The following is a 22,472-nucleotide window of genomic DNA, read 5'->3' as shown; positions in this document are numbered from 1 at the left end:
ACTGCAAACGCAACCTCGATGTCTCGCACACTAAAACCCGACCTTGCCAACAGGGAGGTGTTCATATAAGGACGTCAGCCTTTTCGGCCGCCGAGCATTCGCGTCCGACGACGTCCTTGCAGTTTCTGCGGAACCATTTTTCCGTCCTGGCCCCGTCAGTGAACCGGGCCGGATTGAACGCGGGAGCGAGCGGCTCGATGGCCTTGCCAGTGACGACGTGCCGGCCTGGGCCGGTCGGCGTGCTGCCATGACAGGTCGCACAACTCCAGTCGCGCCCGTGTCGAGACGTGAAGAACTGTTGACCTCGCGATGGCGTTGCACCCGCGCCTGCCTGCGCTGTATAGCCGCTCAGCAACTGCGCTGGCGTTTCGGCATGTGCGCTGGCAATGGCGGCAACCAGCATCGCAGCCCAAAGGCAAGGGTCGCAAAGCGCGCGAAATGAATGGGATATCCGCATCGTGATTCTCCTGAGCGATGCGTTCATGTTCGGGCGGATTCCTTACCGGATTCTTAACGTCCAGGCGTCCGGTGGTCAGCGCAATGTCGTACTGCAACCTGCTCGATCGATTCGAACACTCGGAGGAACCCGACCGGAGATTGCCGTATCGACGGCTTGACGCAGTCGATATCGGGTTCGCCAAGCGCTATTGCCAGCCAGGACAATCGGAACAGATCTGACCCGCGTCATCGCGCAATACGCCGGCCCGTCTTCGCGCACCCTGTGCAAAGGCGCATGACATCGTGCCGATCAGGATCTTCCCAGTAAAATTTGACATCGACGGCTCGACGAGAATCGATACGGACGTGCTTCGTCTCGTTAAGATGACGATCGCGTGCCGATACCGTGTAGCGACCCGCTGGCAGACGCACATACAGGAACGGCCCCGTCGTCCGAACCGTGAGGATATGCCGTACACCCTCCGAGATCTCGACATCCACGTCGGACAGGTACTCGCCTGTCTTCGATGCAAAGGTCATCCGCAAGTTATAACGGGAGGCCACTTCGCGAAACGCACTTGCCTCGTCGGCACCGATGCCGCCCGTCACATACGTTACCCCGTCGTGCTCGACCGGCGTCAACACCGAATCGGCAAAGGTACTCGTTGCCATGGCAAGAAGGCATATCGATGTGCACAGCGCGCCGACGATTCTGGTCCACATGATCATCTCCGATTGCACATGGCATCTTTTGCATCCGTTATTGCCCGGATACGAACGATGCGGGACGGCCGCGGAGATTACGCGTACGAATCTCGCTGCTCTCGCCATAAGCATCCTGCCGCCCACCAGTTCGACCTTGACTCAAATCAAGCGATCGACGCACGCAGAAACCTAAGCTGGTTATCAAATCGGCCTCGACGCCACAAACAGCGGGCGAAACGAGCTTGATGATCAGTTGAGGACTCCCGCGATGATCACGCCACGAACAGCCATGTGGATTGCTTCCACGGTTTTTGCGATGCTCGCCGCGCCAACTGCCACTGCTGAAGAATTGGCGCGCATACCTACTCACTCTCAGCGCTACGGGATCCATATCGGAATTTCCGCGTACGACGATCCGCTGCTCAAGGGGGTGACGTGCTTCGTTTCGGAACCGCATACAAGCGGCCAACGCCCCGGGTTCCGCGACAGACATAGCAACGGCGAATCGTCGGTGTCCTGCCATCAAGTCGGAGCACTCGCGACTACGGCGCATGTGCCGCAACAGGCACAAGTGTTCGACGAATCGATAGACCCCGTATTTCGATCGATACACGTAATTCGTATTCTCGATATGAAGCGTCTCGTCGTGTTGTACTTCTCATACGCCGAGAGCGACGTGGCCGGCGATCTACCGGGACATGTCGACGTCATTCGCCTTCCCGTACGTTCTGAAAAGCAAAGCTCGTCAGCCGAATGATTCGGAGCGCGATTCGATCGACTGCGGTGATGCGCCTCACTTCCCCCAAAGCAGCGCTCATTCAAAGAGGAAATGCAGTAGATACTGCGACTGATTCGGTGCGTAGCCGACGGGGCTTGATCTGCATCAAGCTCAAACCTTCATTCTGCGCCAGCATAAAACTCAGCGATTGGCCACTCCGTTCACGGACTTGCGAGCTGTGGCCTCAGTGAGGAGATCCCGATGCGACTGCGAATTAACTCGATCCTGCTTGTCTGGCTGCTTATGCTGGTTGGCAACATATCGGCTGCTTATGCGGACGATCTCACACGCAGCGTGACGACTCGTGATCTTTCGATCCATTACGGGGTTGTCCCGACGAGCCAAGCCTCGGCGCCGACCCGCAGCAGCCCGCAAGCAATACACAACGTGAACCTATACGTGCTGACGGTCGCGCTCTTTGACAAATCGACAGGAAAACGCATCGAAGATGCACACGTCGTAGCCGTCGTCAGAGGACCTCGCGGCGAGGCCAGCCGGGTGCATTCCAAGGCTGTGACGATGCAGCTAGACCCAGTGCGGGAGGGCGGTGCGATCACATACGGGAACGTGTTCGATGCGCGCTGGAAAGGGACCTACCACATCGAACTGTCGATCACCCAAAATGGAGAAGCGCATCCCGAGCACGTGTTGCTCAACTACGAACAACAGTTTTGATGAGATCGGCACCACGCACGATCTCGACGAGTTTGAGTCGCGCCGGGTCATCCATCTGGTGCTTGTCGAGAAACGCATCGAAGCTGCAACGCTTACCGTGGCGTCCAAGCTCGACGTCGGGTGCGCCGTAGGGGATCGCGCCGATTTGACTCGGCGCTTCCACCTTGTCGCTTTCGCTCGATCGTCGATTTTACCGGCGCGGGCACTTGTTCCAGCGTGACGGCATCACCGGCAGCGTCCATCAGACATCGCACGCAAATGGCGCGCCGGCCGCCAACAACGGCACCACTTCGACGCAGCAAGTCTGGGGCGGCGTGACGTGGCAGGCTACAGCGGCCGCAGCCTTGACCGGCGCCGTCTATCACGTCAATGCCAATCATGGCGGTGGCAACGCCAACATTTGCACGATTGGCGGCACTTACAACATCTCGAAGCGCACGCTCCTCGACATGCAGATTGCTACCGTTCGCAACAGTAAGAACGCGAACTTCGGTCTGGAGTCGAACGCCGCCGCCGGCGGCGGCTACAACGACAATCCGACACCCGGGCATAGCCAGACGGGCATCTACGCGGACATCCAGCACCTGTTCTGATTCGAGCTCGCATAACGGCTGGAAGCGTTTTTCCACGTCGCTTCGAGCACCTCGCTCTTCGGCAGAATGCCGACCGTAGCATTCGACGGGACGGGTTCTATCGAGATCGACTCGATCGATCACAACCCGTTCTCCGCCGAAGACCTGCTGAAGAACGAGCGCCCGCCCCGTTCGTGCAGCGGCTTCACATCGTTCGATCGCGTTCACACCGAGCCCTCGCCCGACTCAAAACCGATGTCGCATGCCGACGGCCAGCACCAGCTGATTCGCACCGGACGCGCGCGAGAAGTTCGAAATCTGCGCACCCGAAATGCCGGTTCCGTCAAGTCCGTTCACGTGCTGGAACAGCGCTTCCGCATACGCGTCGGTGCGCGGTGACAGCGCATCGATCCCGATGATTCCGGCTTGCTGCCAGTTCGGCCGCGCATGTCCGGACGGGCCGTCGAACGACGCAACGGTAAACGTGTAGGCCGCCGCCACGGTCCACCGGCGCGTCAGCGCATAGCGCGCGTTGACCTCCGCGTTGCGGAACGTGATGTCCGCGTCGTGCAGCACGACTGGCGTATCGGCGACGTTGTTGATCGACGTTGCCTCGTCGAGCCGCGTTCGCGTCGCGATGGCCGAGATCCGCAACCGGCCCCACGTGTAGGCGGCCGCCGCGCTGACGGTGCGCTGCCGGGCCGCGTTGAACGGCGCACCGGCCGGCTCCATGCCGTCGGCATTGGCCGGTGGGAGATTGCCTTCGTGGTCGAATGCCAGATAGCTCGTGCCGAAGGTAAACGCGCCACGCTCGTAGGTGGCGGCCAGCGCGTAGCCGCGGTTGTCCGCAAAGCCGCCCGCCGCGTTCGAGAATCCGTAGGTCGCGCCGAACCGGACGCCGTCGAGTAGCGGGCTGGTGTACTTCACCGCGTTGTTGCTGCGGGTGTAGTTCGCCAGGTTGTCGTTGTCGAACGGATGCGCGAACGCGACTCCGCCGAAGGGCGTTCCGCCCAGCGCGAACGGCTGCACGAGCTGCAGCGTCGAATCGAACTGGCGGCCGACCGTCACCGTGCCGTATCTGCGGGATGCAAGCCCCGCGTAGGACTGGAAGCCGAACAGACGCCCTTGCTGGCCGATGGCACCGTTCGTGACCGAAAAGCCGCTCGCGAGCAGAAACACCACGTTGAGATCGGCGCCGATCGGCTCGTTGCCGGAAAGAGTCAACCGACTCACGTTCACGTCACCCGATTTCGCCTGCAACGCATGCGCGTCGCCGTGGCGACTGCCGAGGTTGTCGACGAACGCGATCCCGCCGTCGATCAGGCCGGACAGGGCCACGGTGCCCTGCGCACGCGCGGCGGCGGGGACACACAGCGCGACGATGCAGCAGCGCACGGACGCCCGAATCCGTCGTTTCATCCGCTCTGCCTGGACGGGGTCGACGGACGGCCGGGCACCCTTTCCGCTTGGCGACGCTCGGACACACCCTGTCCGGTCGCAATGCGCGCGCGCAATACGTGCACGATCCACGCGCGCTCCGCGACTTCCCGCTGGATCTCGCGCGCGTGCCCCGACACCCGGTCGAGCCCGCTCGATCCCGCCGGCCGCGTCCCGTGCGCGGTGGCCGGCGGCTCGCCGGCGATCAGTCGCCCGGCCTCGCGCGCCGTCGCGGCAATCGCCGCGCGGTCGATCGCGTCGAGGGTATCGTCGAGATACTCGACCGGCGCGAGCACGCCCACCAGCGCTTTCATCTGCTGCATCGCGACGCTCGCACTCGCCGTGCGCGGGTCCGCCGCAATCGATTCGAAGCGCGTCGCCGCGATGGTCGCATCGAGCATATCGATCGCGACGCACGCCCGTCGCCGCAGCGCGGTCAGCGAGCCCCGGCCCGCGCGGGCACGCGCCGGATCGTCGTCGCCGACCGCGCGCAAGTAGGTCGCGGTGGCCGATATCGCGTGATCGGCGACCTCGCCGATGCGGTGATGCTCGCGGTCCGGCCATGCGAGCAGGCTGACGATCACGCCGACCAGCACGCCGGCGAGGCTGTTTCCGACCCGCAGCGCAGCCAGCATCCATGACGGGCCGACCGGCGTCCCGAGGTGCGCGACCAGGATGAAGTGCGACGTCAGGAACAGGATGTACGACACGTAGCTCACGCTGCGGGCCGCGAGCGTGCCGGTGGCCAGCGGAAGGATCGCCAATGCCAGCAGCAACGGATCATGGACCAGCAGCGACAACATGGACGCCAGCACCGCGCCGAGCAACGTACCGCCGATGCGAAGTCCGGACAGCTTCACCGTCTGCGACAGCGTCGGCTGCAGGATGAACATCGTGGTCAACGCGAGCCAGTATCCCTGCTGCACGCCGGAGATGCGCGCCAATGCGACGGCGATCATCGCGGCAACGCCAAGACGCGAAGCGTAGCGATGGAACACGTTCGGCGCGGCCATCTCGTTGCGCAGCGCGACGAGCCGGCCCGCGCCGCCCGCGGGTTTCCCCTTTGCCGGCTCGTTTCGCGCCGCGTCGTCAGGCGCGATCTCGTCGCTCACCGGCTGCAGCAGCACGGCCCCGAATCGCGCGATCAACGTTTCGCATGCGCGCAACCAGGCCGATCCCTCGTCGTCATGCAGGTTCCGGTATTGCGCGACACGGCGCGCGAGCGCATCCAGTAGCCCGGCGCGGTCGCGCGCGAGCGCCTGCGCCGCGTCACCGGCGAGGGCGCAGCCTTCGACGAGACGTGCGAGTTGCGCGAGAACCGGCGCGAGCACGGCGGCGGCCTCGCGCCGCTCGCCGACGCTGGCGGCCGCGATGCGCGACTCGAGGCCGGCGAGCAACGCCATCGCCCGCTCCGCATCGGCAACCCACTTCCCGCAGAGAGGCGGAAGACCGCCGCGGCGGTTCGCCGACGCGGCGATCATCGCGTCGAGCCGCGAGCGCAATGCCGCACGGCCGCTCTCGAGCGACGCAAGATCGCCGTTCGCAGCACGCGCGAGCCGTTCGACGAAGGTCGCCATCGCGTGCAGAAAAGCCATCGTGGCCATACGCGCCCGTGCGCTGCCGTCGGTCTGCCACAGGCCGATGCCCGCCAACGCCGCCCAGACGCACCCGCCGAAGTAGAACAGCGCGTACTGCGCGGCGGACGCGATGCCATGCACCGGAAAGCACGCGGCGACGGCGCAGGCGGTTGCGGTCAGAATGCCGCGCAGGCCCGACGCCGCGCCCCGCTTGCGCGCCGACGCGCCGAGATACGCGACGGCCCCGACGATGACGATCGACAGCACCGGCAGTGCGTGGGTCGCGATCGCGATCGCGGACGCCGCGGCGCCCAGCATGCCGAACCACAGGCCTTTGGCCAGGCGCTCCGCTGCCGGGCGGCCGGACTCGTCGGCGAGACAGGTCCAGAACGCGGCGATCGCCGACCAGCACAGCATCGGCATGTGCAGTTGCGCCGCGGCCACGGCCGGCACGACGCAGATCAGGCCGCCCCGCAGCGCTTCCGCGATCGGCAGATGGCGCCGTCCGAGACTGAAAAAGCGCCGTACCCGGTCGCGGGCGGTCGAGACAAGGCCCATGTTTCCCTCCCGACCGCTTATCGCGCCGCACCCGCGAGCGGGACCGGGATCACGGTCAGCGACCGGACGCCCTGGGCACCACGGATCAGCACGCCTTCGATGTCCGCCGTCGCCGACGGGCCGCTCATCAGGCACGCGTAGCGCGCATCGAAGAACTCGCTGCGGTGATACGCGTGATGCAGGTTGCCGACGATCCGCGCCGGATCGAGCAGCGCGACCAGATGTTGCGACAGATACCCGAGCGCGTTCACGCGATACTCGCGCTCGCTCAGGTAAAGCGAGCCGGTCTCCGCGACCGCGAACGCCGGACGCACGATCCCGACATCGACATCGTTCAGGTCGTGCGGACGCTCGACCGCTTCGATGCGCCGCGTGCCGGCCACTTCGGGCACCGCCGAACAGAAGGTCCGTGCATCCGGAAAGCGCGCGCGGATCAGCGCTTCGATGTCGCCGTCCGCGGGCGCGTCGCACCAGACGCCGCCCACGCGGTCGAGCGATCGTTTGAACGCGTCGATGGCGGGCGGCAAATCCCGATCGAACAACGGCACCGCCGGCAGCGGTTGCGGCGACCGTCCGGCGCCCCGCAGGCGGGAAAGAATCAGGTCGCGGCTGCTCATTTCTTGTTCCTCTTCAGATACCAGTCACGGAAGGTTTCGGTCGGCGGCTCCGGCAGTTCACGCTGCTTGCCCCACGCGTTGAGCGGGTTGTAGAGCACCGCGCGCGGCAACGTCGCGATCGCGCCGGCGGCCCCCTTGATCGCCGCGCGATAGAGCGCCGGTCTGGAAAGCACCTGGCCGGCCACCTTCATCGCTTCCTGCTTGACGAATGGCAGCGCGTGCCGCTCGGCAACGATTTGCCGCCATTTGTAGATCTGCTCGTGGATGTTGATCTTGACCGGACAGACGTTGGTGCAGCTGCCGTTCATCGTCGACGCGAACGGCAGCGAGCTGTATTTCTTCAGGTCGTAGGTCGGGTTGATGATCGCGCCGATCGGCCCGGAGTAGACGCCACCGTAGCTCAGGCCGCTGCTGCGCCGGTAGACCGGGCATGTATTCATGCAGGCGCCGCACCGGATGCACTTGAGCGAATACCAGAAATCGTCCATCGCAAGCCGTTCGGAGCGGCCGTTGTCGACCAGCACGAAATGCATTTCGCCGCCGTCGCGCGGGCCGCGAAAATGCGACGTGTACTGCGTGATCGGTGCGCCGAGCGCATTGCGCGACAGCATGCGGATGAACAGGCCCAGGTGTTCGAGCTTCGGAATCAGCTTTTCGATGCCGATCGACGCGATGTGCAGCGGCGGCACGTTGGCACTCAGGTCGGCGTTGCCCTCGTTCGTGCAGACGGTGATGCCGCCCGTCTCCGCCACCGCGAAGTTGCACCCGGTCATGCCGGCTTCCGCCGCCAGGATGAGCGGGCGCGTGGCCTGTCGCTGCGCCTCGGCGAGCCGGGGGATGCTGCTTTCGGCGGGATCGGTGCCGAACGAGTCCGCGAAGGTCCGGGCCACGTCCGTCGCGAGCTTGTGCACGGCCGGCACGACGATGTGCGACGGCAGCTCGTCGTCGAGTTGCTGAATCCGCTCGCCGAGGTCGGTTTCGACGACCGCGATGCCCCGCGCCTCCAGGTACGGGCGCATGTCGCACTCCTCGGTCAGCATCGACTTGCTCTTCACGAGCGTGCGCACGTTGCGCCCGTGCAGAATGCCGTAGACGATCCGGTTGTGCTCCTCGGCGTCCTTCGCCCAATGCACGATCACGCCGTTTGCGACGGCATTGCGCTCGAACTGCTCGAGATAGTCGGCCAGATGCGTGAGCGTATGCTCCTTGATCGCCGACGCGAGCGCGCGCATCGTTTCCCACTCGGGAATCGCGTGCACCGCCGCATCGCGCGCAGTGCGCAGGCCCCACAGGCGCTTGTCATGGAATTCGACGTGTTTTTCGTCCGCGATGAACTTCTTCGAGTAACCGGCATGGTCGATGCGTTTCATTCGGGTGCCCCATTCAGGATGCTCGCGATGTGGATGAACTTCAGGCCGAGTCCGAGACGCTCGGCGCAGCCCTGCTGATGCATCAGGCAAGAAGAGTCGGCGGACACGATGTACTCGGCGCCGTTGCGCGCGTGATCGCGCACCTTGTCCGCCCCCATGCGCGCGGATACCGGCTCCTCCGACACGCAGAACGTGCCGCCGAAGCCGCAACATTCGTCCGGACGATCCGGCTCGATGAACTCGATGCCCTTCACGCCCTTCAGGAGCGCCAGGGGTTTCGAGAAGAACGGGCCGTTGATTTCGGACATGCTGGCGGTTTTCAGGCCGCGCAGCGTCCCGCAACTGTTGTGCAGGCCCACCTTGTGCGGAAATTCCGCCCACGGAAATTCGCGAACCTGCAGCACATCGTGAATGAACTCGACCAGCTCGTATGTATTGCGCCGGACCTCGATCGCGCCGGGCGTCTGGTCGGCCGCGCTCAGGTGATCGCGAACGTGATGCACGCAGCTACCGCTCGGCGCGACGATGTAGTCATATCCGGCGAAGTTGCTGACGAACAAGTTCTCGGTGGCCGCGGCCTGCTTTTCGCAGCCGCTGTTTCCCATCGGCTGGCCGCAGCAGGTCTGGTCGAGCGGATAATCGACGTCGCAGCCGAGGCGCTCGAGCAGTTCGAGCGTCGCGATGCCGACGTCGGGAAAAAATGCGTCGATGAAGCACGGGATGAACAAGGCAACTTTCAATGCAGCGACTCCTGATACGGGTTTGCAGGTTCAACGTTCGGCATGGCCACCTGGAACGACGCCACGCGATGCCCGCTACGTCAACTCGACCGGCGACGCTCGGCGCAAGAAGAAGCGGCGGACGTGGCCGGCCATCGACGGCAGGAAGGACCGGCTGACGCGGGCCGCACACGCCGGTTCGAACGACACGCGCGCGCCGCCCCGCGTCGAATCAGTCGTGTGCTTCGCGGTAGTTCGCGAACTTCGACGTCTGGCCGATGCCCGGATTGAAGCAGTTGCACGGGTCGAGCCCTTCGTAGAAAGCCTTGAGCGCGGGCTTCGCGTGGTACAGGTGCCCGACGTTATGCTCGGCCGGATACTCGGCGCGCCGCGCGTCGAGCAGTTTCCACATCGCGTGTTCGAGCGCGAGGCAATCGTTGCCCTTCCTGACGATGTAGTCCTGATGGAAGACGTGGCAGAGGAAATGACCGTAATACAGCTTGATCGCGATCGGCGCGTCGATCTCGTCCGGCAGCGTTTCGAACCAGTCGCGGTCGTTGCGGCGCAGCGCGATGTCGAGCGCGACGATGTCTTCGACCTCACGGGTGTGTACGTTGCGGTAACGGATCGCCGCGCCCGCGGCCGCGAACCGGTGCAGGAACGCCTTTGCACCCTCCGCCGGCGTGCATTCGAAGAACGCGCCCGTGTGCCGGGCAAAGAACGAGGTCAGGTAGGTCCGCGCTTCGTCGGCGGTATCGGCCGACACCTTGAGCATCAGGTGATGCTCGTATCGCGTCCCGTAGTCGCGAATGCGTTTGGGCAGGTGTTTCGGGAACAGGCGGCTGACCGCCTGCATCACGCGATCGCTCAGATGCCGGGGCAGGAAGCCGAGCCGGTCGAACCACGCGTCGCATTTGCTCTTGAAGGCGAACAACATCGGCATGCGCTGCGTGCCGAAGTGATGAATCATCAGGAACGTGTCTTTCCCGTACTTCTCCGCGATGTCGAACGCATCGCGGTGCAGGTACTCACCCGAGATCGGCAGCCGGCTGAATTGCGTGAGAACGTGGCGGCGGATGTCGGTCAGTTCGTCGATGTCGTTGGTGCCGATATAGAACACCTTCGCACCCGCCTCGATCGGAAACGTATCGAGGCGCACCGCGAACACCATGACCTTGCCCGCCGAGCCCGACGCTTCGTGCAGCCGCAGCGGATCGGCATTGTAACGGGCCGGGGTGTCCGCATCGACGTCCCGCACGTGCTCGGCGTAGCGGTGATCGGACGCGGACGCGCCGCTGTCGACGATGTCCTTCTCCGCGAACTCGCCCTTGTCCAGGCGCGCGAGGATTTCCTCCGGGACGGCGCCGAGACGGACATCGAGGTGGTTCACGAGCGCCAGGCGCCCGTCCGCGCCGACACACGCGAAGAGGGCCATCTCCGTATAAGCCGGCCCGCGTTGCACGAGCGCGCCGCCGGAGTTGTTGCAGACACCGCCGATCACCGATGCGCCGATGCACGACGAGCCGATCACCGAATGCGGCTCGCGCCCGAGCGGCTTCAGCGTCTGCTCGAGCTGATCGAGCGTCGCGCCCGGCAGACAGATCACCTGCGTGCCGCCCTTGATGACGTGGACCGTCCGGATCCGGGCCGTGCTGACGATCACGATATCGCGGTCGTAGTCGTTGCCGTCCGGCGTGGATCCGCCGGTCAGCCCGGTGTTCGACGCCTGGCAGATGACGATCACGTTGGCGGCCACGCAGGCCTGCAGCACCTTCCATTGCTGGAGCAGCGTACCGGGCCGCACCACCGCCAGGACCCGACCATCGCCGAACCGGAAGCCCGTCCGGTACCGTCGGGTATCCGGCTCCTTCGTCAGCACCTCCTGGTGTCCGACGATTTCCGTCAGCGAATGAATGAACGCCTCCTGCCGCCTGTTCCGCGGCGTCGGCGGCGAATACGATTCGCCTGAAACGGTTGACACGTGAATTCTCCTGTTGGCCGCGCATCGCGATGCGCGCGGGTAATGGACTGAACGGCGCCGCGGCGGCCGGCGCACCGCCGAACCGCACTCCGATCGAATCCCGTAAGGCTAGGCGTGCGAGCCGGTGAAGTCCAATATCGCGCGGACGCGACTTCAAGACGAAATGCATATCGATCGTTGTACGGCGCAGCGGTCCACGGGGCACGTGAGGGTGCGCGGCGCGCGCGTGAAGACGTGCACGTGCCGCGCCGCACGAGCGAAGACACCCGTGGGCAGCGTCGCACGCGCGAAGCATCGGAAGCACGGAGGTGGCGGGGACGAGACGGAAACGCCATGCTCGCCCGGAGACGGCGCACGCGCGGCCTGCGGCGTTACGCCGGCTGGCGCACGGCTGCTAGCGACAGCGCCAGCCGTCGGCGAGGTCCGTCACGGCAAGGCGGTGCGGTCGGCCGTTTCGCGAGCGAGCGCACGAACGGCGCGTACGAGGTGATGAATCACCGGCGACTTTTCTCTTGGCCGGTGGACGAGCGCGATCGGGGATCGGAGCGGTTCGCCCTGCAATGCGTGGTATGTGACGCCGCCTGTCGGCGCCTGACGCACCGACTCGGGAATCAGCGTGACGCCGAACCCCGCCGCGACCAGATTCACCGCGGCCGGAATCTGCGGCGACTCCATTCCGATGGCCGGCGTGAAGCCGGCCGTCCAGCATGCGCCGACGATCGCGTCATACAAGGCCGGGCCGATCGCGCGCGGAAACAGTACGAGCGGATCGTCGGACAGCGCGTGCAACGCGAGCACCGGCTCGCCGCCGTGGCGGTGGCCGGACGGCAACACCGCCAGAAACCGCTCTTCGACGAGCGGCTGCACCGCCAGGTCCCGGCAATCCACCGGCAAACGCACCAACGCCGCATCGACACGTGCCTCGAGCACCTTGTCGACCTGCGCCGGGCTGTTGCTCTCCTCGCAGTGAATGAGCACGCCCGGATAGTCGCGCCGGTAGCGTTGCATCAGCGACGCGACGAGCGGATGGAACACGATCGAGCCGGCGAACCCCAGCACGAGCCGGCCGCTTTCGCCGCGACCGGCGTTTTGCGCTTCCGCGAGCGCCAGTTCTGCTTCTTCGACGATACGCCTCGCGCGCTCCCTGAACAGCCGGCCTGCGTCCGTCAGTTCGACCCGGCGCGGATGGCGTACGAAAAGGCGCGTGCCGATTTCGCGTTCGAGCTTGAGGATCTGCTGGCTGAGCGGGGGTTGCGCGATGCCGAGAAACTCGGCGGCCTCGGTGAAATGAAGATACTCGGCCACCGCGAGAAAGTAGCGCAACTGACGGAATTCCATACGGTTTTCGTCTCGGGAAGGCGTAGAGGATCGGGCGGGCGATTCTAACCCGACTCGGCGCGTCTACATCCGGACGGACCGCACCTCCTCGGAGGCATATCAGGAAGCGCATCGAGGCCGTTCGCCGCGACGATGGGGGTGACGCACACGGCTCGACGAAACGTGCCCGGCCGCCAGCCCGGGCACGACGCTCGAATTATCGAACTGGAATCGGCTCGCTATTGCAACGATCGCGCAAGGATCGAAATAGCGAGCCGCGGGTTTGACGCGGGACCGCCGGGGACGGCATCCCGCTCGCAGGCAGCGCCGTTCAATCGGCGTTTAGTGACCGCGATACAGCGACTTCATTTCGTCATTGGCGCGCGGGGCCACCACCTTCGCAGGCTTGCCCGACGCAACGGCGCCTTGCGCGTCCTTGCCGATACCACTGTTGTCGACACCTTGCGCACGGGCAAGCGCATGTTGTTGCTCCACGCGAGCTTCGGCAGCCTGGAGGTCTTCCGGATAGTGCGGGTCTTCGCCGACTGCCGGGTTGTAGCCCGCCTTTTCCAGTTCGATCAGTTCGGCGCGGACTTGCGCGCGAGTGAGCGGCGCGCTGCTCTGAGCGAAAACGGCGACCGGAGCAGCAAGGGCGGCAGCAACAACAACGGCTTGAATCAGGTTCTTCATGATACTTACCTCCGACTTTGTCTGGTTGTCTGGCTTCGAACACCTTGTTCGTTACCGATGACTCAAGTCTAGGCAGGCGATCACTCGAGAGTTATAGGGCGGCGAGGAAGAGATTGTTGCTGCTTGCTCATGGAATCATGGACCACGGAGCAGCCCCCCGGAACGCCGGCGGAGTCGCACCGATTGGGCCTGGACGCGGAAATTCCCGTGACCCTGAACCAGAATTAGTCCCGGTCGGAAATGGAGATTTCCGGCTTGGTTGAGTTGTCGGGCGAGGCGGTTTCCCTTGCCTGACGGGCAAATTCGGCGGGTGTCATCCACTGCAATGCGGAGTGGGGACGAACCTCGTTATAGTACGTGCGCCAGTCGTCGATTTTGCTCTGCGCGTCAGCCAATGACAAGAACCAATGCGCGTTCAGACATTCCTGACGGAAGCGCCCGTTGAAGCTTTCGACCTTGGCGTTGTCAGTGGGCGTGCCCGGCCGGCTGAAATCCAGTTCAACGCCATGTTCATATGCCCAGCGATCCATTGCCTTCGAGATGAACTCGCTGCCATTGTCGACCTTGATCGTAGCAGGGAGCCCGCGCATGGCGGTGATACGCGTCAGCGCTTCGACTACGTGTTCCCCCTTCAGACTCTGGCCGACCTCGATGGCCAGGCATTCCCGTGTGTAGTTGTCGACGACGGTCAGTGTCCGAAGACGTCGTCCGTCGAACAATGCATCTGCAACGAAGTCCATGCTCCAGATTTCATTGATTGCCGTCACGATATGCTTGGGTTGTCGTAGCCGAGCCGATTTGTTGCGTCGTGGGCGCTTATGCCGCAGCGACAGGCCTTCCGCCCGATATAGCCTGTAGACGCGCTTGCAATTATCTCGCCAGCCTTCCCGTCGCAGGACCACGTGAACGCGTCGATACCCGTAGTGCACGCGTGTGGCGGTGATCTCCTTGATACGCATGAGCAGTGCCGATGAATCACGCGCGATCGACTGGTATCGATACAGCGAGCGCGACATGCCGAACAATGCGCAGGTCTTCGTCAGGCTGGTTCGATAGCGATCGCGTAATTCGTCGATCAACATGCGCCGACGGGCCGGCTTTAGAGCTTTTTTGCCAGGACGTCCTGCAACATGGCCTTATCAAGGCTCAGGTCCGCCACGAGCCGCTTCAGCTTCGCGTTTTCCTCTTCAAGCTGCCGCAGCCGGCGTAGTTCGGAGGGCCCCAGCCCTCCGAACTTCTTCTTCCAGTTGTAGAACGTCGCTTCGCTGATCCCGAGCTTGCGACAGATCTCTTCGACTTTCGTCCCCAGCTCCGCCTGCTTCAGTGCAAATGCGATCTGCTCTTCCGTAAACTTGCTCGTCTTCATGGCATGGCCTTCGTGTCCGCGTGGACACATCATGCCGAATTTCTCTACTTTTGAACCGGACTATTTCTTGGGTCAGGGTCAATCTTATTTGTGTTATGGCAAAAGCGAACGGTTCGTCATTTTTCGCTTATTGCTGTATGGCGTTGTCCAGTTCGCGAATATCCGCTGCATCAACGAGACGATGAGCGAAATCCGTGTCGCCAGCACCGGGGCAATCGCTCGGCGGGTTGAAGCGGAAAACCCGCAAGCATAGGCTCATGGCGCCGGCTCAAATCGAGGTTAGGCGAACGTCGACGAATCGTTCGGCCTCGTGACGCCGGATGTTGCCTGGGACAGCTCGTCGAGCAACGCGATGAGCGAATCGAATAGCGCGGAGAGTTGATCCGCGTGCGCACCGGCCCGACTCAGCATTTCCCGTTGCTCCGCAGTCATGGCTTCCCATTGCCAACGCATGAATTGCTCGTATTGAATCGGCAACAGCTTTCGTTGCTCGGTGTAGTAATGCCTGACTCGCTCGAGCATCGCCCGGTCCGGGATGCGTTCTTCCATGATGTGTCGGGTCAATTTGTCGTGGGTCGCCCGGGCTTCGTCCAGTTGAGCGTCGACCAGATAGAACAGGATCGGCAAAAACTGGATGGGCCGCCATGTCGGCGATCGCTGCTTGTCTGCTGTCATCGCTTGAACATATGTTAAATGATCGCCAAGTCGGTCGATCGCGGAATTACATATCCGATCAAACAGCGGACCTTGGATCGATCGGGCCGGAACCCGGATCGATCGCGCGGATCAACGGCTTGAAATGGGCGGAGAGACGGGCGCTTGGAATACGCCGCGCCAATCACATATCCGACACGGCGTGCGGGATGCAAGCCTCAACTTCGTTCAGAGGACTGCCCGCACGCCTCGGCGCAGTCGCGGGGTCGGACAATCGTGCGACGCACGATTCACTCTGGAGCCACGCGCGGACAGTTCCTGTGCGCGCCGACATCAATCGTTTCCATCAGTCGGTCGATGTCGAGCAGGATTATCACTTGTTCGCCGTCGTCTCCTTCGTGGATGGCGAGACTCGCGATGAATTCCATTTGCAATGCGGTCCCGGACGCCGGCGCAGGGCGGCGAGCAGAGAGATCGACATCGACGACGCCGCTCACCGAGTCGACGATCAGACCGACCGCCTGTTCTGCACCATTGAGTACGATGATGGCGGTCGGTACGGCGTCGTTGGCCGGGTTCAGCGAGAACTTCATTCGGAGATCGACGATCGGTATGACGAGGCCGCGCAGATTGATCGTGCCCTTGACGAACGGTGGCGCATCGGTGGCGGGCGTCGGTTCTATATAGGGGCGAATCTCTCGGACACTCGAGATATCGATTCCGTATTCCTCGTTGCCGAGCACGAAGGAGACAAATACCTGCGTGGTCGCTTGGTCGGCGCCATCGCATACGGACGCGACGTACCCGATTTCAACTGCTTCCGTCATGTCATGCTCCCCAAATAGGATGGTTCGTGCCGAATCAATTGGCGTTTCAGTTGCCCGTCGCGTGCGCTCACACATGCGAGGATGTCGTTCTCGTCCCGATTAAGGACGGCCGGTGTTCGAAGGGTTTCGAGTTGACCGCCGCCTCTTCCACCAATGTCGCGTCCGGCGATGAGGCCTCGCCCGCCAGAGGGATCGTGTCGTCGATCTGCTCGATGCCGCTGTTCCGTTCACGGAGGTCGTGGCGATCCGGCCTCCGATACCTGTCACCCGCGCCGCGGTGCCGACGGCTTGGGTCGTCATGCAGATGGAGTCGCCGGCGAGATGCGCGGCGACACGAATTTCCTGTGCGGACGAGGCAGGCTGGCCTTCGATTGCTTTCGCTTCGCTTGGTGCGCGCTGTACAAGCGCGGTCAATTCGATTGCCGCTTCTTCGACACTGCGACCGGTTGATCGGACACAAGCCGCTACCACCGCGGCAGCGAGTTCGAGAAGGCGTGTCCGAAACGCGATCTCGATACCGTTCCCCTCATCGCCGCGCAGGAACGTGACCGGCACCGGCACTGCGGCTTCTTCATCGTCGTCGCAGCGCGGCGCATCCGATACGGTCGCTTTGGGTTCTGTCATCGCATGTTCCGAAAACGGAATGGTTCGCGCCGTATCAAAAGGCGGTCCAGTCTGATGCAGTGTTCGCCGCGGCACGGGGCGACGGTGTTTTTGCCTCCGCCACGGGCGTGCGGCCGGCTCGAACCGGCCGTGGCACGACCGCCATGGTTATTGCACCCCGGTGCGCCGCCGGCTGCTCGTATGCGTGGCTATCCGCGGATCCGACGCGGAAGAACGAGACAGCCTCGGTCAATCGATGGCCCTGATCTTCGAGCGACTTCGACGCGGCCGCCGCTTCTTCCACCAGTGCCGCGTTCTGTTGCGTGACTTCGTCCATCTGCGTGATCGCGATGTTGACCTGTTCGATTCCGCGACTTTGTTCGGAGGACGCCGCGGCGATTTCGCCCATGATGTCCGTCACGCGCGCCACGGCTTTCGTCACTTCGGCCATCGTGTGGCCCGCATCGTCGGCAAAACGCGAGCCGTCCTGAATCTTCTGTACGGATGCGCCGATCAGCGCCTTGATTTCCTTGGCTGCACTCGATGAACGTTGCGCGAGGCTTCTCACTTCGCTCGCCACGACGGCGAAGCCGCGACCCTGCTCACCCGCACGGGCAGCTTCCACGGCGGCGTTCAGCGCGAGAATATTGGTCTGGAACGCGATGCCTTCGATGATCCCGGTGATCTCGGCTATCTTCGAAGAGCTGTGGCTGATGTCGGTCATGGTTTCCACGACCTGGCTTACCACCGCGCTGCCCTTGTGCGCAACGTCCGACGCACCGCCGGCCAGGGCGCTCGCATGTTGCGCGCTCTCCGCGTTCTGACGCACGGTGGCGGTGAGTTGTTCCATGCTCGATGCCGTCTCCTGCAACGCCGCCGCCTGTTGCTCCGTGCGGGACGACAGGTCCTGGTTGCCCGCCGCGATCTGACTGGATCCCGTCGCGATGCCGTCCGCGGCGGTACGGACTTGCCCGATCAGCCGGACGAGGCTCGCCTGCATCTCTCCCATTGATGCGAGCACGCTGCCCCGCGGCGCAGCCGCGGCGCCATCGACGGTGCCGAGGTCGCCGGCCGCGACGCGGCGCGTGACGTCGCTCAGGTCGCCGGGCTCCGCGCCGAGCGCACGTGTCATGCTGCGCGTGATCAGGAACGCTGCAACGGCGGCGACCGCGACTGAGGCGAGACAGATGCCGATCAGCAGCGCGCGGTGTCTGCCGTACTGTTGCACGGACGCCTGCTTGCTTTCAGCCGCCCGATTGCTCGCGAAATCGACATAGGTGCCAGTTGCCGCGACGAGTTCGTTCAGCAGCGGCCGGCACTGATCGACGATCATCGCGATCGCCTGGTCGCGCTGGCCATGCAACGCAGCGTCGCCGATCGTGACGGCCACCGGGCCATATCGCGACTCGATGCGGTTGATCTCGGCCACCAGCGCACGGGCCTTCGCCGTCACGTCGGGATTCGTGGCGATTGCTTCGTTCAGTTGGCGAAGCCGTGCCTGCACTTCCTCGTGCGCCTGTGTCATCGCAACGCGTTCTGCTTCGATATCGTCGGGCTTCGTCACGAGCACGAGATTACGCACGGCGGTCGCACGCCGAAGTACCGCCGCACGAATTTTCTCCGTCAACTCCGCGCGTGCACGCGCTCCGTCGACGTAGCTGGCGAAGCTGTCGTTCTCGTCCCCGAGCGCACCGAGTGCGAGCACCGAAACCAGAACCACCAGCGCGGCCATCATGCCGAAGGTCAGCGCGAGTTTCATTCGCACGGTCAATTGTCCAACGCTCATGTTTGGTCTTCCCCTGTCGTTCGCCCTGATCGGGCGGTTGTGGCTGTGCTTGTTATGAACGTCGGGGTCGGGAAGGCGTCGACATGCGTCCACGCTTATCCGCGCCCCCGTTGTTGATATCGCGACCACGCAGGGACCGGTGCCGTGCTTCGATTGCTTCGCGGCCGTTCGCGAAGGGTGGAGCACTGCATGCCCGGTGCGATCTGCGAGATCGTTCCCGGGAAATACATGCAAGCGGTGTGCCACATAAAGGGTGCCGTCGGACAAGGCTTTGCCGGCAGTGCGGCAGCAAGCGTGTCAACGCGCCCGGACAAGCGTGTCCGGAATTCGGACGCTAACCGATGTCGAGGTTCGCCATGCGCGTGTACAGAGACTGACGGCTGATGCCGAGCCGCTTCGCTGCTTCCGCGCGATTGTCGCCGGTGAGGCCCAGCGTGCGCAGGATCATCTCGCGCTCGATGGCGGCGAGTGCTTCCGACAGCGGACGATTGAGCATCGCGGCAGGTAGCAGCGGGTCGCGCGACGGGACACCCGGCTCGTCGAGAAACGCGAGATCGCGTTCGGTGACGACGGCTCCGGGCGCGAGCGCATTCACGCGCGCGATCACGTTGCGCAGTTCGCGTACGTTGCCTGGCCACGCATACGCGTTCAAGCGACGCTCTGCCTGAACGGACAGCCGCTTCGTTGTACCCGAGCTCGACGTCGTGTCGAGAAAATGGACTGCGAGCGGCAGGATATCGGCCAGCCGCTCGCGCAGCGGCGGCAGATGAATGGGTATGACGTTTAGCCGATAAAGCAGGTCTTCGCGAAACGTTCCGTTCGCGACCATGGTCCGCAGGTTTCGGTGGGTTGCCGCAATCACGCGGACGTTCACCGCAATGGACCGGTTGACGCCGAGCGGGGTGACTTGCTGTTCCTGCAGGACGCGCAGCAGCTTAGCCTGCATGGAGGTCGCCATGTCGCCGACCTCGTCCAGAAAAAGCGTGCCGCCGTGGGCTTCGACGATTCGGCCCGTCCGTGCGGCCGTGGCGCCCGTGAAAGCGCCTTTGCAATGGCCGAAGAGCTCGCTTTCGAGAAGCTCATGAGGAATCGCGGCGCAATTGACGGCAACGAACGGGCCAGCGCTACGCGATGACACAGCGTGGAGCACCCTGGCCGCGACTTCCTTGCCGGTTCCCGTTTCTCCGGTGACGAGAACGGTCGCGTCCGACGCCGCGGCGCGGCCGATGCATTTTTGTACTTCGCGCATCGCCGCGCTGATGCCAAGCAAGCGTGGCTCCGAACCGCCAGGCTCGTCGAATGCGTCGACATTCGCCTGCGCATTGGAAGCGGCATCGGACGGCAGATGGACCGCGAAGATGCGCTCGAGCAGGCTCGAGATATCGTCGCGACCGACCGGCTTCGTCAAGTGGTCGAAGGCGCCGAGGCGCATGGCAGCGATAGTGTTGCCGCTGCGGGCATAGGCGGTCAGTACCACGACGGGTACCGTCGCGAGGCGATGGACGCGCCGCAGTTTCTCGAGCACGGCTATTCCGTCCATGTCGGGCAACCTGATGTCGAGGAATATGCATGCGGGTTGCAGACCTTGTTCGACGCAGGCGAGCGCGTGCTCGCCCGTGCCGGCACATAGGGTTTCGTAACCGAGATCGGTCAGCGTTTCGGACAATCCTTCGCAGAAGGCATCGTCGTCGTCGATCAGCAGGATGGTCGCCATGGAATATCGATGACAAAGCAGGCAGTAGGGGTGGCGGTATGATAGGCATTGCCGCCGTGCGACGATGCAATCTCTCGAACCAGAGTGAGACCCAGCCCGCAGCCGCCGGGCCGCGCGCTGACGAAGGGTTCGAAGATGCGCGCGCGCTGGGTTTCGGCAACGCCGGGGCCGTCGTCGGCGACTTCGAGCACGAAACGCATGCCGCATGGCGAAGCTCGACGGCTGGCTTCGATGTGAACCTTGCCGCCCGGGCGAACGTGCGCCAGCGAATTGACGATCAGATTGTCGAGCGCACGACGCATCTGGGCGGGGTCGAATACGGGGCGATCGGTCGTTTCGCTGGTGGATTCCGCCCGCATATTGCAGGCCACCGTCAACGCGACATCCTGGCTGCGCGCGAGCTCGTCGTGTGTCTGCACGCTTTCCGGAAGCCACGTGGCTGGATCAACCGGCTCCATGCGCGGCGTAACGGGCTGGGTGAGCGCCAGGAGCCTCGATACCTGGATTTCGATGCGCTCGATCTGGCCCAATATCGAGCGCAGCGCCGATTGCTGCCGAGTGGCATCGCCGGCGAGCGCATTCTCGGCTTTCAATCGTATCGCACCAGCCGGATTGCGAATTTCATGGGCAACCGCGGCGGCCAGTGTGCCGAGCAGCGCGACACGATGAGCCTGAGCGAGGCGTGTTTCCAGTTCGCTCGCCTGCTCGCGAGAATCGCGCTCACGCGCAATCCAGCGGTTGATCGCGTGCGCGATCCGATCCAGTTCCGGGTCGCCCGGGCAGCGGATACTGCCGGCCGATTCTTCGGCGTCGTTCGAGAGCGCCGTGTCGAGCCTCACCAGTTTCTCGCTCCATGCGGCCAGTGCGAAGGCGAGATACAAGGAAACGGCGAACAGAGCTGCCAGAACGACGGCGAATGTCGATACGATGGCGTCACCGTCACGGACCAACATCGATTGCGCGCGCGCAAGTGTCCACGCGTAGAGCCCGGTATGTCCGTTCACGGGACATGCGGTCGCGATGACTGCCTCGCGATTTCGTCCGACTATTTCGGCGGCGGGACGAGTGCCGGTGGACGCTGCGGAAAGCGCGCTCAGAATCAGCGGCGTTTCCGCCTCCGGAATATCGCGCTTGATGCCGCTGCCCGGGTACGACGGAAACGCGTAAGCCAGGAATCCACCGGCTTTCTCCGACGCACTCGCCGGCGGCGCGGAACGCGACGCGGCAGCCCGCCAGAATCCCCCCTCGATACCAGCGGATGCGACAAGGGTCGCGTTGAGCACGTCGTGCAACAGTTGAGCGTTCGGCTCCATCGAATGCGGCAACGACAGCGTGTAGTCGGAAGCAATCGCCTCGCACGCGTCGCTCGCGCGCTGCTTGGCGGATGCGATCCGGTGGCCTTCGGTGCAACTCGCCATTAACCATACGATTGCGACCAGCGATGCGCACAACGCTGCGGCAAGTGCCCTGAGTAGCGACAATTGAGTTGAAAATTTCGGTCTGACTAGCGTCATGGTCTTGCGGTGAATGGTGCTACGTCTGTTCTCATGGAAATGGTCTGCGGAATGCGGTGCAATCGCGTTCGCACCCGCATCGACGTTCGGTCAAGGATAGTATGGCGGCCGTGGGGACGATGTGACAGGTCGGTCGCATTTGAAGCACACGATGGTATGCGGTACGCACGGACTCGCATTGCTCGTTTGTCTGGTTTTGGCAGACAACAATCGATGGACTTCAACACACTCCAACCGTCCGCCCGCGAGCCCTCGTGTGTACTCATGCCGACCAATGCCGGCTGGGGATGGGTTGCCATCCTCGTCCAGCACGATCGAGCGACGGACGAGACCGCCGATTTCGGCCAAGCTCGATGCATTCTGGAAGCCGGTGCGTGCAATATCCGGGATGTGGACGCTCGGAAACACTCACGCGGGGCACATGGAGACGAGCGTTCTGTTTCACGCAAGCCCTAGGTAGATAACGAAAGTCATGTGTCAGACCAGGTTCTTTTCTTATCTTGAAGTGATCCTTATTATCTGAATGGTACATAAACTTTTTATTGTCGTCTTTTGTGCAATCGTTTGCGCTTGC

The 22,472-nt window shown here is 63.5% G+C and carries 20 protein-coding genes and 2 pseudogenes; 4 read left to right on the top strand and 18 right to left on the bottom strand.

Annotated features, from left to right (window positions below; genetic code table 11):
- Window positions 1–61: 61 nt before the first annotated feature.
- Both KVT39_RS24245 and KVT39_RS24240 read right to left on the bottom strand, forming a co-directional pair.
- Window positions 62–403, bottom strand: a complete 342-nt coding sequence (locus KVT39_RS24245) for a DUF1924 domain-containing protein (RefSeq protein ID WP_254640629.1) — start codon at window positions 401–403, stop codon at window positions 62–64.
- Window positions 404–684: 281 nt separating this feature from the next.
- A complete protein-coding gene (locus KVT39_RS24240) occupies window positions 685–1,161 on the bottom strand; it encodes a carboxypeptidase regulatory-like domain-containing protein (RefSeq protein ID WP_217590368.1) in 477 nt (158 codons plus the stop codon).
- 271 nt (window positions 1,162–1,432) lie between these two features.
- Here KVT39_RS24240 and KVT39_RS24235 point away from each other — a divergent pair, with 271 nt between their 5' ends.
- Window positions 1,433–1,900 (top strand): CreA family protein, encoded by a 468-nt coding sequence (locus KVT39_RS24235; protein ID WP_254640620.1) that lies wholly within the window; start codon window positions 1,433–1,435, stop codon window positions 1,898–1,900.
- 222 nt (window positions 1,901–2,122) lie between these two features.
- On the top strand, window positions 2,123–2,596 hold the full coding sequence (locus KVT39_RS24230) for a DUF4426 domain-containing protein (protein ID WP_217590366.1): 474 nt from the start codon (window positions 2,123–2,125) through the stop codon (window positions 2,594–2,596).
- Between the two features lie 4 nt (window positions 2,597–2,600).
- On the opposite strand, the pseudogene KVT39_RS24225 reads toward KVT39_RS24230, so the two are convergent.
- Window positions 2,601–2,744 (bottom strand): annotated as a pseudogene (locus KVT39_RS24225) (chromate resistance protein ChrB domain-containing protein); the annotation flags it as partial.
- Window positions 2,745–2,829: 85 nt separating this feature from the next.
- On the opposite strand from KVT39_RS24225, the pseudogene KVT39_RS24220 reads away from it, so the two are divergent.
- Window positions 2,830–3,189, top strand: a pseudogene (locus KVT39_RS24220) (porin); the annotation flags it as partial.
- A gap of 225 nt (window positions 3,190–3,414) precedes the next feature.
- Here the strand turns inward: KVT39_RS24220 and KVT39_RS24215 are convergent.
- The 9 genes from KVT39_RS24215 to KVT39_RS24175 form a co-directional block, all read right to left on the bottom strand.
- Window positions 3,415–4,587, bottom strand: a complete 1,173-nt coding sequence (locus KVT39_RS24215) for a porin (protein ID WP_217590364.1) — start codon at window positions 4,585–4,587, stop codon at window positions 3,415–3,417.
- Window positions 4,584–6,740, bottom strand: a complete 2,157-nt coding sequence (locus KVT39_RS24210; RefSeq protein ID WP_217590363.1) for an FUSC family protein — start codon at window positions 6,738–6,740, stop codon at window positions 4,584–4,586. Before KVT39_RS24210 ends, KVT39_RS24215 begins: the two co-directional genes overlap by 4 nt.
- Window positions 6,741–6,757: 17 nt before the next feature.
- Window positions 6,758–7,357 (bottom strand): LUD domain-containing protein, encoded by a 600-nt coding sequence (locus KVT39_RS24205; RefSeq protein ID WP_131946222.1) that lies wholly within the window; start codon window positions 7,355–7,357, stop codon window positions 6,758–6,760.
- Window positions 7,354–8,727, bottom strand: a complete 1,374-nt coding sequence (locus tag KVT39_RS24200; RefSeq protein ID WP_131946223.1) for a lactate utilization protein B — start codon at window positions 8,725–8,727, stop codon at window positions 7,354–7,356. The genes KVT39_RS24205 and KVT39_RS24200 overlap by 4 nt, the downstream gene beginning before the upstream one ends.
- Entirely contained in the window at window positions 8,724–9,467 is a 744-nt protein-coding gene (locus KVT39_RS24195; RefSeq protein ID WP_105391342.1) for a (Fe-S)-binding protein, read from the bottom strand. Before KVT39_RS24195 ends, KVT39_RS24200 begins: the two co-directional genes overlap by 4 nt.
- Window positions 9,468–9,678: 211 nt before the next feature.
- Window positions 9,679–11,427 (bottom strand): D-lactate dehydrogenase, encoded by a 1,749-nt coding sequence (dld, locus tag KVT39_RS24190; RefSeq protein WP_217590362.1) that lies wholly within the window; start codon window positions 11,425–11,427, stop codon window positions 9,679–9,681.
- 426 nt (window positions 11,428–11,853) lie between these two features.
- Entirely contained in the window at window positions 11,854–12,765 is a 912-nt protein-coding gene (locus KVT39_RS24185; protein WP_217590361.1) for a LysR family transcriptional regulator, read from the bottom strand.
- A gap of 321 nt (window positions 12,766–13,086) precedes the next feature.
- The gene (locus tag KVT39_RS24180; protein ID WP_034181451.1) at window positions 13,087–13,434 is read right to left on the bottom strand and encodes a DUF4148 domain-containing protein; all 348 of its coding nucleotides are present in this window, start codon (window positions 13,432–13,434) and stop codon (window positions 13,087–13,089) included.
- 224 nt (window positions 13,435–13,658) lie between these two features.
- A protein-coding gene (locus tag KVT39_RS24175) for an IS3 family transposase (RefSeq protein ID WP_175746988.1) occupies window positions 13,659–14,800 on the bottom strand; the annotation gives its coding sequence in 2 pieces (ribosomal slippage) (window positions 13,659–14,548 and window positions 14,548–14,800; 1,143 coding nt in all).
- 31 nt (window positions 14,801–14,831) lie between these two features.
- Between KVT39_RS24175 and KVT39_RS24170 the strand changes: the two genes are divergently transcribed.
- On the top strand, window positions 14,832–15,053 hold the full coding sequence (locus tag KVT39_RS24170) for a hypothetical protein (protein WP_175746989.1): 222 nt from the start codon (window positions 14,832–14,834) through the stop codon (window positions 15,051–15,053).
- Between the two features lie 26 nt (window positions 15,054–15,079).
- Here KVT39_RS24170 and KVT39_RS24165 read toward each other — a convergent pair whose 3' ends face one another.
- The 6 genes from KVT39_RS24165 to KVT39_RS24140 all read right to left on the bottom strand — a co-directional run bounded on the left by KVT39_RS24165 (window position 15,080) and on the right by KVT39_RS24140 (window position 21,898).
- Window positions 15,080–15,475, bottom strand: coding sequence for a hypothetical protein (locus KVT39_RS24165; protein WP_131945718.1), 396 nt, complete (start codon window positions 15,473–15,475; stop codon window positions 15,080–15,082).
- Window positions 15,476–15,744: 269 nt separating this feature from the next.
- Window positions 15,745–16,281 carry a chemotaxis protein CheW gene (locus KVT39_RS24160; protein ID WP_217590360.1) on the bottom strand — a complete coding sequence of 179 codons (537 nt, stop codon included), beginning with the start codon at window positions 16,279–16,281 and terminating at the stop codon, window positions 15,745–15,747.
- Between the two features lie 99 nt (window positions 16,282–16,380).
- Window positions 16,381–16,905: a hypothetical protein gene (locus KVT39_RS24155; protein WP_217590359.1), complete on the bottom strand. Its 525-nt coding sequence runs from the start codon at window positions 16,903–16,905 to the stop codon at window positions 16,381–16,383.
- Window positions 16,906–16,939: 34 nt separating this feature from the next.
- The gene (locus KVT39_RS24150; RefSeq protein WP_217590358.1) at window positions 16,940–18,670 is read right to left on the bottom strand and encodes a methyl-accepting chemotaxis protein; all 1,731 of its coding nucleotides are present in this window, start codon (window positions 18,668–18,670) and stop codon (window positions 16,940–16,942) included.
- A gap of 334 nt (window positions 18,671–19,004) precedes the next feature.
- On the bottom strand, window positions 19,005–20,384 hold the full coding sequence (locus KVT39_RS24145; RefSeq protein ID WP_105391334.1) for a sigma-54 dependent transcriptional regulator: 1,380 nt from the start codon (window positions 20,382–20,384) through the stop codon (window positions 19,005–19,007).
- Window positions 20,366–21,898, bottom strand: coding sequence for a PAS domain-containing sensor histidine kinase (locus KVT39_RS24140; RefSeq protein WP_105391333.1), 1,533 nt, complete (start codon window positions 21,896–21,898; stop codon window positions 20,366–20,368). The genes KVT39_RS24145 and KVT39_RS24140 overlap by 19 nt, the downstream gene beginning before the upstream one ends.
- Window positions 21,899–22,472 lie beyond the last annotated feature (574 nt).

It is taken from the genome of Burkholderia sp. GbtcB21 (assembly GCF_019091065.1).
GTDB classification, from domain to species: domain Bacteria; phylum Pseudomonadota; class Gammaproteobacteria; order Burkholderiales; family Burkholderiaceae; genus Burkholderia; species Burkholderia pyrrocinia_C.
Note: the sequence above shows the minus strand (reverse complement) of the source record. Positions and strands in the feature narration are given on the sequence as shown.

Excerpts from the sequence above, each read along its gene's own strand:
- KVT39_RS24245 (WP_254640629.1), bottom strand. The coding sequence starts at position 403 with ATGCTGGTTGCCGCCATTGCCAGCGCACATGCCGAAACGCCAGCGCAG.
- KVT39_RS24240 (WP_217590368.1), bottom strand. The coding sequence starts at position 1,161 with ATGTGGACCAGAATCGTCGGCGCGCTGTGCACATCGATATGCCTTCTT.
- KVT39_RS24235 (WP_254640620.1), top strand. The coding sequence starts at position 1,433 with ATGTGGATTGCTTCCACGGTTTTTGCGATGCTCGCCGCGCCAACTGCC.
- KVT39_RS24230 (WP_217590366.1), top strand. The coding sequence starts at position 2,123 with ATGCGACTGCGAATTAACTCGATCCTGCTTGTCTGGCTGCTTATGCTG.
- KVT39_RS24215 (WP_217590364.1), bottom strand. The coding sequence starts at position 4,587 with ATGAAACGACGGATTCGGGCGTCCGTGCGCTGCTGCATCGTCGCGCTG.
- KVT39_RS24210 (WP_217590363.1), bottom strand. The coding sequence starts at position 6,740 with ATGGGCCTTGTCTCGACCGCCCGCGACCGGGTACGGCGCTTTTTCAGT.
- KVT39_RS24205 (WP_131946222.1), bottom strand. The coding sequence starts at position 7,357 with ATGAGCAGCCGCGACCTGATTCTTTCCCGCCTGCGGGGCGCCGGACGG.
- KVT39_RS24200 (WP_131946223.1), bottom strand. The coding sequence starts at position 8,727 with ATGAAACGCATCGACCATGCCGGTTACTCGAAGAAGTTCATCGCGGAC.
- KVT39_RS24185 (WP_217590361.1), bottom strand. The coding sequence starts at position 12,765 with ATGGAATTCCGTCAGTTGCGCTACTTTCTCGCGGTGGCCGAGTATCTT.
- KVT39_RS24180 (WP_034181451.1), bottom strand. The coding sequence starts at position 13,434 with ATGAAGAACCTGATTCAAGCCGTTGTTGTTGCTGCCGCCCTTGCTGCT.
- KVT39_RS24170 (WP_175746989.1), top strand. The coding sequence starts at position 14,832 with ATGCCGAATTTCTCTACTTTTGAACCGGACTATTTCTTGGGTCAGGGT.
- KVT39_RS24165 (WP_131945718.1), bottom strand. The coding sequence starts at position 15,475 with ATGACAGCAGACAAGCAGCGATCGCCGACATGGCGGCCCATCCAGTTT.
- KVT39_RS24160 (WP_217590360.1), bottom strand. The coding sequence starts at position 16,281 with ATGACGGAAGCAGTTGAAATCGGGTACGTCGCGTCCGTATGCGATGGC.
- KVT39_RS24155 (WP_217590359.1), bottom strand. The coding sequence starts at position 16,905 with ATGACAGAACCCAAAGCGACCGTATCGGATGCGCCGCGCTGCGACGAC.
- KVT39_RS24150 (WP_217590358.1), bottom strand. The coding sequence starts at position 18,670 with ATGAGCGTTGGACAATTGACCGTGCGAATGAAACTCGCGCTGACCTTC.
- KVT39_RS24145 (WP_105391334.1), bottom strand. The coding sequence starts at position 20,384 with ATGGCGACCATCCTGCTGATCGACGACGACGATGCCTTCTGCGAAGGA.
- KVT39_RS24140 (WP_105391333.1), bottom strand. The coding sequence starts at position 21,898 with ATGACGCTAGTCAGACCGAAATTTTCAACTCAATTGTCGCTACTCAGG.